Annotated in this window: 10 protein-coding genes; 7 read left to right on the top strand and 3 right to left on the bottom strand. The window is 72.3% G+C overall.

The window, feature by feature from the left end:
• Positions 1-99: 99 nt before the first annotated feature.
• Entirely contained in the window at positions 100-1329 is a 1230-nt protein-coding gene (locus ACUP6Y_RS05830) for a PucR family transcriptional regulator (protein WP_462554731.1), read from the bottom strand.
• Between the two features lie 119 nt (positions 1330-1448).
• Here ACUP6Y_RS05830 and ACUP6Y_RS05825 point away from each other — a divergent pair, with 119 nt between their 5' ends.
• From ACUP6Y_RS05825 to ACUP6Y_RS05815, 3 genes are read left to right on the top strand one after another with little or no spacing between them, the layout of a single operon-like run.
• Complete coding sequence (locus ACUP6Y_RS05825) at positions 1449-2192, top strand: oxamate carbamoyltransferase subunit AllH family protein (RefSeq protein ID WP_462554730.1); 744 nt, start codon at positions 1449-1451, stop codon at positions 2190-2192.
• Positions 2189-3661: an FdrA family protein gene (locus ACUP6Y_RS05820; protein ID WP_462554729.1), complete on the top strand. Its 1473-nt coding sequence runs from the start codon at positions 2189-2191 to the stop codon at positions 3659-3661. The genes ACUP6Y_RS05825 and ACUP6Y_RS05820 overlap by 4 nt, the downstream gene beginning before the upstream one ends.
• Positions 3658-5070 carry a YlbE family protein gene (locus ACUP6Y_RS05815; protein ID WP_462554727.1) on the top strand — a complete coding sequence of 471 codons (1413 nt, stop codon included), beginning with the start codon at positions 3658-3660 and terminating at the stop codon, positions 5068-5070. Before ACUP6Y_RS05820 ends, ACUP6Y_RS05815 begins: the two co-directional genes overlap by 4 nt.
• Before the next feature lie 10 nt (positions 5071-5080).
• Here ACUP6Y_RS05815 and ACUP6Y_RS05810 read toward each other — a convergent pair whose 3' ends face one another.
• Entirely contained in the window at positions 5081-6370 is a 1290-nt protein-coding gene (locus ACUP6Y_RS05810) for a thymidine phosphorylase (RefSeq protein WP_462556640.1), read from the bottom strand.
• Positions 6364-6786, bottom strand: coding sequence for a cytidine deaminase (locus tag ACUP6Y_RS05805; RefSeq protein WP_462554726.1), 423 nt, complete (start codon positions 6784-6786; stop codon positions 6364-6366). Before ACUP6Y_RS05805 ends, ACUP6Y_RS05810 begins: the two co-directional genes overlap by 7 nt.
• Before the next feature lie 186 nt (positions 6787-6972).
• On the opposite strand from ACUP6Y_RS05805, the gene ACUP6Y_RS05800 reads away from it, so the two are divergent.
• The 4 genes from ACUP6Y_RS05800 (at position 6973) to ACUP6Y_RS05785 (ending at position 12243) form a co-directional block, all read left to right on the top strand.
• Positions 6973-8064, top strand: a complete 1092-nt coding sequence (locus tag ACUP6Y_RS05800; RefSeq protein ID WP_462554725.1) for a BMP family lipoprotein — start codon at positions 6973-6975, stop codon at positions 8062-8064.
• Between the two features lie 140 nt (positions 8065-8204).
• Positions 8205-9719 carry an ABC transporter ATP-binding protein gene (locus ACUP6Y_RS05795; RefSeq protein ID WP_462554724.1) on the top strand — a complete coding sequence of 505 codons (1515 nt, stop codon included), beginning with the start codon at positions 8205-8207 and terminating at the stop codon, positions 9717-9719.
• The gene (locus tag ACUP6Y_RS05790) at positions 9716-10954 is read left to right on the top strand and encodes an ABC transporter permease (RefSeq protein WP_462554723.1); all 1239 of its coding nucleotides are present in this window, start codon (positions 9716-9718) and stop codon (positions 10952-10954) included. Before ACUP6Y_RS05795 ends, ACUP6Y_RS05790 begins: the two co-directional genes overlap by 4 nt.
• A complete protein-coding gene (locus ACUP6Y_RS05785; protein ID WP_462554721.1) occupies positions 10951-12243 on the top strand; it encodes an ABC transporter permease in 1293 nt (430 codons plus the stop codon). Before ACUP6Y_RS05790 ends, ACUP6Y_RS05785 begins: the two co-directional genes overlap by 4 nt.
• Positions 12244-12260: the final 17 nt, after the last annotated feature.

Raw genomic sequence — 12260 nt, 5'->3', positions numbered from 1 at the left:
GCTCCCGAGGCTCACCAACCTATTGAGGGCCAGATCACACCTCACTGGCCACATTCGCCAAAGGATCCGGGGGAACTGCTGGCGGAAGTTGCCCGCGATTCAGCGACTGACGACCTCCAGCACCTTGAGCGCGACGGCGACGTCGAGGCGCAGGTTCTGGTCGGACGCGACCGGCCCGAGCAGCCGCTCGAGCTTCCCGACCCGGTAGCGCATCGTGTTGTAGTGGAAGAACTGCGTGCGCGCGGCCTCGGCCACGTTGAAGTTGGTGTTGAGCAGCACCTGCAGCGTCTCGCGCAGGGTCACCGCCTCCTCCGAGGTCCCGGCGAGCTCGCCGAGCACGTCGTGGGCGAAGGCGCGCAGCTCCTCGGTGTCGGGCACCATCGCGATCAGCCGGTGCAGGCCGAGGTCGTCGAACCAGGTGGTGGTGCTCGGTCCCCGGAACCGGCGCCCGACCTCGAGCGCGCGGCGCGCCTGGGTGTAGCTGTCGGGCAGCCCGGACGGGTCGGCGGCCACCCGGCCGACGCCGGCGGTGAACGGACGACGTCCGCCGCCCTTGTCGCCGGCGACGGCGACCACCAGGCGTCGTACCAGTGCGGCGGTGGCGTCCACGTCCTCGGCCGGCAGCACCGCCACCACCTCGGAGCCGAAGTCGGCGATCGGGATGGCCCGGTCGACCGACGCGGTCACCTGCCGCCAGGCGTTGGCGAAGCGCTCCTGCCAGTGGCGGCGGTCCTCGACCGACGCCGGGGCCTGGTACGACGGCTGGGGGTCGATCTGCGCGGCGAGCACCACCGTGGGGCGGGTCAGGTCCCAGCCGAAGCCGACGACGTGCTCGCGGACGAACTCGTCGCTGCCGGCCCGGCCCAAGAAGACGTCGCGCAGGAAGTCGCCGCGGTACTTGTTCTCCACCGCCGACACCGCCTGCTCGCGGGTGATCGACAGCGACACCGCGGTGGCCGCGCGCTGCAGGGCGACAACCTGCTGCGGCACCATGCCGTGCTCGGCGATCGCGACCAGGTGCCCGAGGGCCTGGTTGGGCGCGGCGAGCGGCTCGCGGTGGACGTGGGCGCCGGTCACCGGCTGACCCTCGTGGCCGCCCCGGTCCCCCAGCCACTCGACCCGCAGCCGGCCGGTCTCGTCGGTCAGCCCGGCTGCGGAGATCCGCTCGCGCATGGCCTCGTCGATGCGCGCCGCGCGCTCCCGCCCGTCGGTGGTCGTGATCGCGACGTGGACGTCGAGGGCGTCGCCGATGGCGGCGACCAGCTCGTCCAGGTCGGCGCCGGCCAGCACCAGCTGGGCGAGCGCCTCGGCGAGCTCCTCGGTGTCCATGACGCCATCGTCCGCGATACCGCCCCCCGCGGTGGCTATCAACTCTTGCCCGTCTTCTCCCCGGACGTTGGCAATGCTCACCATTCGATGCACCTTACCCAGCCGTTAGCGTCCCAGAGGTGCGAAGGCTCGATTCAGCAGCGGTCGGAGGTGCCGGCTCACCGGCGCTGCGTGCCCTGCTCGACGGCCCGCGGGTGAGCGGAGTGGTCGTCCACGCCGGGCGGCAGGCGGCGTACGCCGACCTCGGCGGGCAGGTCGTGGGCGTCCTCGCCCAGGGTGCGGTCCACCTGCCCTGCGGGGTGCTGACGTCGCTGCCCGCCCTGCCCGACGTCGCGGTGGGCGACCCGGTCGCCATCGGCGGCGGCGTCCTGCGGATCGGCTCCCTGAGCGTGGCGGTGACCCGGCTGGTCTCCTTCGCGCTCCCACGACTGGCTCCCGTCCCGGCCCACGCCGACGTCTCCCCGGCCCGCGACCAGCTCCCCGCCGACGCCCTGGACCTGCTCGCCGCGGGCGACCCGGCGGCGGTGCCGGCGCTGCTCGGTCGCGGCGACGGGCTCACCCCCGTCGGCGACGACGTGCTGGCGGGGTGGCTGGTCGCGGCCCGGGCGACCGGCCGCGACACCGGGACCGTGGCGGCCGCGGTCCACGCCCACCTGCACCGCACCACCGTCCTGTCCGCCGCGCTGCTGCGGCACGCGATCGCCGGCGAGGCGATCACCCCGTTCCGCACCGCCCTCGCCACCGGAGCGGTCGCCGACCTCCTCGCGGTCGGCCACACCTCCGGCGCCGGGATGCTCCTCGGCGCCGACCTCGCACTCTCCGCATCCATCACCCATGAAGTCCTTGAAGGGAGCACTCGATGACGCATCAGCACGTCGAGATCCGACCCGGTGCCTACGCCGACAGCGTCGCACTGCTGCAGGTCAGCCGGGACGTCGCCGCCACCCCCGGCGTCGCCGCCGCGCAGGTGGCGATGGCCACCGAGCTCAACGTGGAGGTGCTCCAGGGCATGGGCTTCACGCTGCCCGCCGCCACCACCAACGACATGGTCGTCGCACTGCGGCTCGACGACGAGTCGGCCCTGCCCGCGGCGCTCGCGGCCGTCGACGCCGCGCTCGCCGCGGCCCGCAAGGGCTCCTCGGGCGGCGAGGTCACCGCACCGCCCCGCACCACCGCCTCCGCGCTGCGCCGCGCCGGCGGCGACCTGGCCCTGGTGTCGGTTCCCGGCGCGTCCGCGCTGGTCGAGGCGATGGACGCCCTCGACGCGGGCGTCGACGTGATGATCTTCAGCGACAACGTGCCGGTCGAGCAGGAGCTCGCCTTGAAGCGGATCGCCCGCGACCGCGGCCTGCTCGTGATGGGCCCGGACTGCGGCACGGCGGTCGTCGGCGGCGTCGGCCTCGGCTTCGCCAACACCGTCTCCCCGGGACAGGTCGGCATCGTCGCCGCCTCCGGCACCGGGTGCCAGCAGATCCTCGCCCTCCTCGACGCCGCGGGGGTGGGCGTCGCCGCCGCGCTCGGCGTCGGTGGGCGCGACCTGTCCTCGGCCATCGGCGCGATCTCCACCACGACCGCGCTGGACCGCCTCGACGCCGACCCCGCGGTCGAGCACATCGTGGTCGTCTCCAAGCCGCCGGCCGCCGAGGTGGCGGCCGCCGTCGAGAAGTACGCCGCCGACCTCGCCACGCCGGTGCGCTTCGCCCTGCTCGGCGCCGGTCAGCCCGACCTCACCGCGCAGACCGAGGCCCTGCTGGGCGACCTCGGGATCGCCGTACCGCAGTGGCCGGTGTGGGGCACCGCCGCCGTCGCCGCTCCCGACGGGGGCAGCGCGCTGCGCGGCCTGTTCGTCGGCGGCACCCTGTGCGACGAGGCGATGCTGCTCGCCGCGGCCGAGCTCGGCGGCATCCGCAGCAACATCCCGCTCTCGCCCGAGCTGGCGCTCGACACGAGTCTCGTCGCCGAGGGCCACCTGATGATCGACTTCGGCGACGACGGGCTCACCCGCGGCCGCGCGCACCCGATGATCGACCCGACGCTGCGCCTCGAGCACCTCGCCAAGGTCGCCGCCGACCCCGAGACCGCCGTGATCTTGATGGACGTCGTGCTCGGCCACGGCGCCCAGGACGACCCCGCTGCCGAGCTCGCGCCGGCGATCGCCGCGGCCCGCGCGGTGCGCGACGTCCCCGTCGTCGTCGCCTGCGTCGGCACCTCGACCGACCCGCAGGGACTCACCCGTCAGGCCGAGGCGCTGGCCGCCGCCGGCGCCGAGGTCCACCTGTCCAACGCCGCGGCCACCCGCCGCGCCATCGCTCTCACCGGAGGCGCCCGATGACCACCACGTCCCTGCCCAGCGTCGCCCCGATCGCCGTCGCCGCCGTCGGCGCCGACATGTTCGCCACCGCCGTCGCCGACCAGGCCGTCGCGGTCGAGCGGGTCGACTGGACGCCGCCGATGGACGGCACCGCCGCCGACCTCGCCACCGTCGCCGCCGACCCGCTGCGCCGCGACGCCAACGCCCTCGCGGTCTCGCGGATGCTCGACGTCCAGGCGATGCTGGTCGGCGTCGCGCCGGCGTCCGAGCTGCTCGGCCTCGAGAAGGGCCAGTTCCTGCACGCCGGGCCGCCGATCGAGTGGGCCCGCGCCTCCGGCCCGCTGCGCGGCGCGCTGATGGGCGCCGCCGCGTTCGAGGGCCTGGTCGAGGACCCGGAGGACGCCGAGGCCCTGTTCGCGTCGGGGTCGGACGTGTCCCTCGAGCCGTGCCACCACCGCAGCGCGGTCGGCCCGATGGCCGGCGTGGTCTCGCCCTCGATGTGGATGTTCGTCCTCGAGGACCCCGCCACCGGTCGGCGTACCTACTGCTCGCTCAACGAGGGCCTCGGCAAGGTGCTGCGGTACGGCGCCTACGGCCCCGAGGTGCTCCAGCGGCTGCGCTGGATGCGCGACGTGCTCGGCCCGCTGCTCGGTGAGGCGGTCAGCGCCGCCGGGCCGGTCGACGCGACCGCGATCCTCGGCCAGATGCTGCAGATGGGCGACGAGGCCCACAACCGCAACCGGGCCGGCACCCTGATGCTGCTGCGCGACCTCGCCCCGTCGCTGGTCCGCTCGTCGCGCTCCTCGGAGGAGGTCGCCGAGGCGTTCGCCTTCATGGGCGGCAACGACCACTTCTTCCTCAACGTCGCGATGCCGGCCTGCAAGCTCGCGCTCGACGCCGCACGCGACGTACCGGGCTCGACCATGGTCGTCGCCATGGCCCGCAACGGCACCGACTTCGGCATCCAGGTCTCCGGCACCGGCGACGAGTGGTTCACCGGTCCCGCCCAGCTCGCCGACGGCCTCTTCCTCGGCGACTACGGTCCCGACGACGCCAACCCCGACATCGGCGACTCGGCCATCACCGAGACCGCCGGCATCGGCGGCTTCGCCATGGCCGCGGCCCCCGCCATCGTGCGCTTCGTCGGCGGCACCGTCCCCGACGCGCTGGCCACCAGCCGCCGAATGCGCGAGATCACCATCGGCGAGAACAACCGCTGGCCGATCCCCGTGCTCGACTTCGCCGGCGCCGCCACCGGCATCGACGTCACCTCCGTGTGCCGCACCGGCATCCTGCCGCAGATCAACACCGGCATGGCCGGCAAGGTCGCCGGCGTCGGCCAGGTCGGCGCCGGCCTGGTCACGCCCCCGGCGTCGATCTTCCCCGCCGCGCTGGCCGAGCTGGCCCGGCGCACCCGGGAGCGTGCCTGACCGCGCCTGATCAGCCGACGCGGTCGATGACCAGCGGCCGGGGCACGTACGGCGTCCCGGCCGCGGCCACGTCGTAGCCGCCCTCGAGCGCGGCGAGCGCCCGGTCGAACCGCTCGGGCGTGTCGGTGAGCAGCGTGAACAGCGGCTCCCCCGCACGGACCACGTCGCCCGGGCGGGCGTGCCACACGACGCCCGCGCCGGCCTGCACGGGGTCCTCCTTGCGCTCACGACCGGCACCGAGGCGCCAGGCGGCGATCCCGACCGACAGCGCGTCGAGCCGGGTGAGGACGCCGTCGGCCGGCGCCGTCACGACGTGCTGCTCACGCGCGACCGGGAGGGCCGCGTCCGGGTCGCCGCCCTGCGCGGCGATCATCGCGCGCCAGGCGTCCATCGCCGAGCCGTCGGCGAGCTTGTCAGCGGGATCGATGCCGTCGCGGCCGGCGCCGGCGAGCATCTCGCGCGCCAGGGCGAGGGTGAGCTCGACGACGTCGGCCGGTCCCCCACCGGCGAGCACCTCGACCGACTCGGCGACCTCGATGGCGTTGCCGGCCGTGAACCCGAGCGGCACGGACATGTCGGTGAGCAGCGCGACCGTCCGGACGCCCGCGTCGGTGCCGAGCGCGACCATCACCTCGGCCAGCTCGCGCGCCTTGTCGACGTCCTTCATGAATGCGCCACTGCCGACCTTGACGTCGAGCACCAGCGCGCCGGTGCCCTCGGCGATCTTCTTGCTCATGATCGACGACGCGATGAGCGGGATCGCCTCGACCGTGCCGGTGACGTCGCGCAGCGCGTAGAGCTTCTTGTCGGCGGGCGCGAGGCCGTCGCCGGCCGCGCAGATCACCGCGCCGACGTCCTCGAGCTGCGCCAGCATCTCCTCGTTGGACAGCAGCGCGCGCCAGCCCGGGATCGACTCGAGCTTGTCGAGGGTGCCGCCGGTGTGGCCCAGGCCCCGCCCGGACAGCTGGGGTACGGCGACCCCGCACGCCGCGACGAGCGGCGCCAGCGGCAGCGTGATCTTGTCGCCCACGCCGCCCGTGGAGTGCTTGTCGGCGGTCGGCCGCGACAGCGAGGAGAAGTCCATCCGCTCGCCGGACGCGATCATCGCCGCGGTCCAGTCGGCGATCTCGCGACGGTCCATGCCGTTGAGCAGGATCGCCATCAGCAACGCGGACATCTGCTCGTCGGCGACGGCCGCGCGGGTATAGGCGTCGACCATCCAGTCGATCTGGCTGGTGGTCAGGATGTCTCCGTCGCGCTTGGCGTGGATGACCTCGACGGCATCGTGCTTGCTCACGATGCGTTTGTACCAGTCGTGTCCACGCCGGCGACCCGGTCCAGGTCGGCCGGCCCGAAGGCCTGCGGCAGCACCTCATCCATCGCCAGCACGCCCTGCGGGGTCAGCACCTCCAGCGCGGCGCCGCCGAACTCCCACAGCAGCTGCCGGCAGCGGCCGCACGGCATGATCACCTCACCGGCGCCGTTGACGCACACGAAGTGGGTCAGCCGGCCCCCGCCGGTGGCGTGCAGCTGCGAGACCAGCCCGCACTCGGCGCACAGCGTGACGCCGTACGCCGCGTTCTCGACGTTGCAGCCCACCACCAGGCGACCGTCGTCGGCGAGCGCGGCGGCGCCCACCCGGTAGCCGGAGTAGGGCGCGTAGGCCCGTGCAGCGATGTCGTTCGCCGCCTGCGTGAGAGTGTCCCAGTCGACCACGCGGCCACCGTAGCCGTCGCGAGGATCTTCCGCATGGGCAGGTTTCGACGGGAAATGTCCCAAGTTGGTAACCGTTTCGACGAAGGCGCTTCCCGCCAAGCGGTCCTTGGGTGAGGATGCACCGGAGTACCGGAACCACTATCCCTGCCCTGCCCTCCGAGCCGGGCGTCGATCTGGAGGACATCTGTGAAGACCTGGAAGAGGACGACGGCCGTGGCGGCCGTGGCGCTCATGGCGAGTGCGGCCCTGGCCGCGTGTGGCGATGCCCCGGACGACGAGGGCAAGAAGGGCTCGGCGAAGAACGACTTCCTCCCCTGCATCGTCTCCGACGCGGGCGGTTTCGACGACAAGTCGTTCAACCAGCTCAGCTTCGAGGGCATCAAGGAGGCGGCCGACGAGCTCGGCACCGAGTACAAGGACGTCCAGTCGAAGACCGACCAGGACTACGCCCCCAACCTCGAGAACCTCGTCGGCCAGGGCTGCGACCTGATCGTGACCGTCGGCTTCGCGCTCTCCGCCGCGACCGTCGAGTCGGCGAAGGCCAACCCGGACATCGAGTACGTCCTCATCGACGACGCGGCCGACAACGACTTCGACGGCAACAAGGACGCCGACAACATCAAGCCGATCCTGTACGACACCGCGCAGGCCGCCTTCCTCGCCGGCTATGCCGCGGCGGACTACACCAAGACCGGTGTCGTCGGCACCTACGGCGGCCAGCCGTTCCCGACGGTCACCATCTTCATGGACGGCTTCAAGCAGGGTGTCGACTACTACAACCAGCAGAAGGGCAAGGACGTCAAGCTCATCGGCTGGGAGGGCAACGACAAGGGCGTCTTCACCGGTGGCTTCGACGCCAACGAGAAGGCGACCAACACCGCCAAGTCGATCCTCGACAAGAACGCCGACGTGATCTTGCCGGTCGGCGGCCCGATCTACCAGGGCGCGCTCACCGCGATCAAGGACTCCGGCAAGGACGTCGCGCTGATCGGCGTGGACGCCGACTTCTTCGAGACCGACCCGAGCACCCAGGACCTGGTGCTCACCTCGATCCTGAAGAACATGAAGACCTCGACCATCGAGACCGTCGTCGCCGCGGGCAAGGGCGAGTTCGACGCCGAGGCCTACGTCGGGACGCTCGAGAACGACGGAGTCGGCCTGGCCCCGTTCCACAACTTCGAGTCGAAGATCTCCCCGACGCTCCAAAGCGAGCTCGACGAGGTCAAGAAGGGCATCATCGACGGCAGCATCCCGGTGACGTCGTACCTCGACAAGTGACGACGGCTCACCTGCGCTGACGCAGGGTCCGGGGGAGGTCGGCAACGACCTCCCCCGGACGCATTCCCGCTCCGGAAAACGCCCGTGCGTTCACGGTGCATCTGCTGGCTTCTCCACGTCCGCTCCGAGAGGATCCCTCCATGACGCTCGAACTCCGGGGCATCACCAAGCGCTTCGGCCCCCTGGTCGCCAACGACCGGATCTCCCTCACCGTCAACGAGGGCGAGATCCTGGCCCTCCTCGGCGAGAACGGCGCCGGCAAGTCGACGCTGATGAACGTCCTCTACGGCCTCTACCAGGCCGACGAGGGCGAGATCATCCTCGACGGCGCGCCGCTGCGGATGTCCGGACCGGGCGACGCCATGGCCGCCGGCATCGGCATGGTTCACCAGCACTTCATGCTGGTGCCCGTGTTCACGGTCGCCGAGAACGTCATGCTCGGCAACGAGTCCACCGGCTTCGCCGGCACCCTCGACATCGACGCCGCGCGCCAGCGGGTCCGGGAGATCTCCCAGCGGTTCGGGTTCGACGTGAACCCCGACGCCCTGGTCGAGACCCTGCCCGTCGGCGTCCAGCAGCGCGTCGAGATCATCAAGGCGCTCTCCCGCGACGCCCGCGTCCTCGTGTTCGACGAGCCGACCGCGGTGCTCACCCCGCAGGAGACCGACGAGCTGATGGAGATCATGCGCCAGCTGCGCGCGTCGGGCACCGCCATCGTCTTCATCAGCCACAAGCTGCGCGAGGTCCGCGCGATCGCCGACCGGATCACGGTCATCCGCCGCGGCGCGGTCGTCGGCGAGGCCAGCCCCACCGCCACCAACGCCGAGCTGGCCGCGCTCATGGTCGGCCGCCCGGTCGAGCTGACCGTCCACAAGGAGCCGGCCCAGCCCGGGCCGGACGCGCTCGTCGTACGCGACCTGCGGGTCACCGACGAGAACGGCCACACCCACCTCGACGGGATCAGCTTCTCGATCGCGCGCGGCGAGGTGCTCGGCGTCGCCGGCGTGCAGGGCAACGGGCAGACCGAGCTCACCGAGGCGATCATGGGCCTGCAGCCCCATGTCCACGGCTCGATCCGCCTCGGCGAGCACGAGCTGGTGGGGCGCTCGGTCCGCAAGATCCTCGACGCGGGCGTCGGCTTCGTCCCCGAGGACCGCCAGGTCGACGGCCTGGTCGGTGGGTTCACGATCGCCGAGAACCTGATGCTCAACCGCAGCCACGGCAAGCCCTTCGTGTCCGCCGGCACCGTCCGCAGCGGCTTCCTCGAGGACTTCGCCCAGCGCAAGCTCGTCGAGTACGACGTCCGCGCGTCCGGCATCCAGGCCAAGGCCAGCCAGCTCTCGGGCGGCAACCAGCAGAAGGTCGTCGTCGCCCGCGAGCTGTCCCGTGACCTCAGCCTGCTCGTCGCCGCCCAGCCGACCCGCGGTGTCGACGTCGGCTCGATCGAGTTCATCCACAAGCAGGTGGTGGCGACCCGCGACTCCGGCGTGCCGGTGCTCCTGGTCTCCACCGAGCTCGACGAGATCGTCGCCCTCTCGGACCGGATCATGGTCCTCTACCGCGGGCAGGTGGTCGGCATCGTCCCGGCCGACACGCCGCGCGAGACCCTCGGCCTGATGATGGCCGGCGAGCGCCCGGAAGGAACGGCCGCGTGAGCACCAACGACCAGACCCCGCCGGCGCCCCTCGAGGAGCCGACCCCGGCCGAGCAGCGCGATCCCCACGAGCCGGGCCGCTTCGACGGCGTGCTGCGCGAGATCGTCGCCGGCAACGCGATGGTCGCGGTGCTCTCGGTCGTCCTCGCGGTGATCGTCGGCTCGCTGATGATCCTGCTGACCGACGAGAACGTCCGCGACACCGCGGGCTACATCGGCGCCCGGCCGGGCGACTTCTTCAACGCCGTGTGGACCTCGATCTCCGACGCGTACGCCGCGCTGTTCCGGGGCGCCGTCTACAACACGAACCTCGACGGCTTCCAGGGCCGGATCCGTCCGCTGACCGAGACCCTCAAGTTCTCCGGGCCGCTGATCCTGGCGGGCCTGGGCGTCGGCCTGGCCTTCCGCGCCGGCATGTTCAACATCGGCGGCCGCGGCCAGATGCTGCTGGCCGGCGCCGCCGCCGGCTGGGTCGGCGTCAGCGTGGACCTGCCGACGGTGCTGCACCTGCCGCTGGCGATCCTGGCCGGCGCCCTGGCCGGCGCGCTGTGGGCCGGCATCGCCGGCTTCCTCAAGGCGCAGAGCGGCGCCCACGAGGTGATCGTCACGATCATGCTCAACTACGTCGGCTACTACCTCGTCTTCTACGCCCTCTCCAAGCAGGGACTGCTCCAGGCGCCGGGCTCGCTCAACCCGAAGTCGAAGCCGATGCCCGAGTCGGTGATCCTGCCCAAGCTGCTCGGCGACCGGTTCAACCTGCACGCCGGCTTCCTGCTCGCGCTGGTCGCCGTCGCCGTCGTGTGGTGGCTGCTCAACAAGTCCGCGCTGGGCTTCCGGTTCCGTGCCGTCGGCGAGAACCCCGACGCCGCCCGCGCGTCCGGCATCGACGTGGGCCGCACCTACCTCGTCGTGATGCTCATCGCCGGCGGCCTGGTCGGCCTGGCCGGCGTCAACCAGATCCTCGGCACGACGACCAGCGGCGTCACCGTCGACCTCGACGCCGGCATCGGCTTCGACGCGATCACCGTGGCCCTCCTCGGCCGGTCCCGCCCGCTCGGCATCCTCGCCGCCGGCATCCTGTTCGGCGGCCTCAAGGCGGGCGGCTTCTCGATGGCCGCCGCCGAGGGCATCCCCGTCGAGATCGTGCTGGTCATCCAGTCGCTCATCGTCTTGTTCATCGCCGCTCCCCCGCTGGTGCGAGCTATCTTCCGGCTGCCGAAGGAGGCGACGGCATGAGCGACACCAAGATCACCGTCCCGGTCCCGGCCGACGCCGCCGAGCCGGCCGCCGTACCCCTGCGGACCATGCTCAAGGCCCCCATCATGCTGGGCGTCGTCACGGTCCTCGTCGCGCTGCTGGTCGCCCTGGGCGCGCGCTCGGGCGACACCACCTTCCAGCTCGCCGCGGAGACCGACTTCTTCGACCTGCCCGAGATCACCCTGCCGTCCACGGCCACGGTCGTCGTGCTCGTCGTGCTGCTCGCCGCCTGCACGGCCGCGTCGGCGCTGCTGGTCAGCCGCGGTCGCCGTACGCCGCTGTGGCTGGTCGGGCTGTTCGCCTTCCTCGCCATGACCGCCTTCCTCACCTGGGCGGCGGCCGGCGAGAGCCTGACCGTGATCGGCCTGCTCGGCGGCTCGATCACGCTCGCCGTGCCGCTCGTGTTCGGCGCTCTGGGCGGCGTGCTCGGCGAGCGGGCGGGCGTCGTCAACATCGCCATCGACGGCCAGCTGCTCTTCGGCGCCTTCGCGGCCGCGATGGTCGGCACCATCGTCGGCTCCCCGTGGGGCGGCCTGGTCGCCGCGATGCTGGCCGGCGCGCTGGTCGCGCTGGTGCTCGGCTTCTTCGCGATCACCTACTTCGTCGACCAGGTCATCGTCGGCGTCGTGCTCAACGTGCTGGTGATCGGCCTGACCAGCTTCCTGTTCGGCCAGGTGCTCACCGAGAACCCCGACAGGCTCAACGCCCCCGAGCACTTCTCCCGGCTGCCGATCCCCGTCCTCGGCCAGATCCCAGTCATCGGACCGGTGCTGTTCCGGCAGACGATCCTGGTCTACCTCATGTACGCCGCCGTCGTGGTCGTCGCCTGGGCGCTCTACCGCACCAAGTGGGGCCTGCGGGTCCGCGCCGTCGGCGAGCACCCCAAGGCCGCCGACACCGTCGGCATCAAGGTCAACCGCACCCGCTACACCACGATGCTCATCGCCGGCCTGATCGCCGGAGCCGGCGGCGCGACGTACACCCTGGTCTCGGTGCCGCAGTTCGGCGAGGAGATGACCGACGGCGCCGGCTACATCGCCCTCGCCGCCGTCATCTTCGGCCGCTGGGACCCGGTGCGCGCCACGCTCGCCGCGCTGCTGTTCGGCTTCGCGTCGAACCTGCAGCTCGCGCTGTCGGTGATCGGCTCCCCGGTGCCCAGCCAGTTCATGCTGATGCTGCCGTACGTCGTCACCATCATCGCCGTCGCCGGCCTCGTCGGCGCCTCCCGCGCCCCGGCGGCCGACGGCGTGCCGTACCGCAAGGGCTGAGGGCGGGGCCGCTGCAG

Source organism: Nocardioides sp. S5-5 (assembly GCF_054954065.1).
The sequence above is the reverse complement of the archived record's forward strand: the minus strand, read 5'-3'. Positions and strand labels throughout refer to the sequence as shown.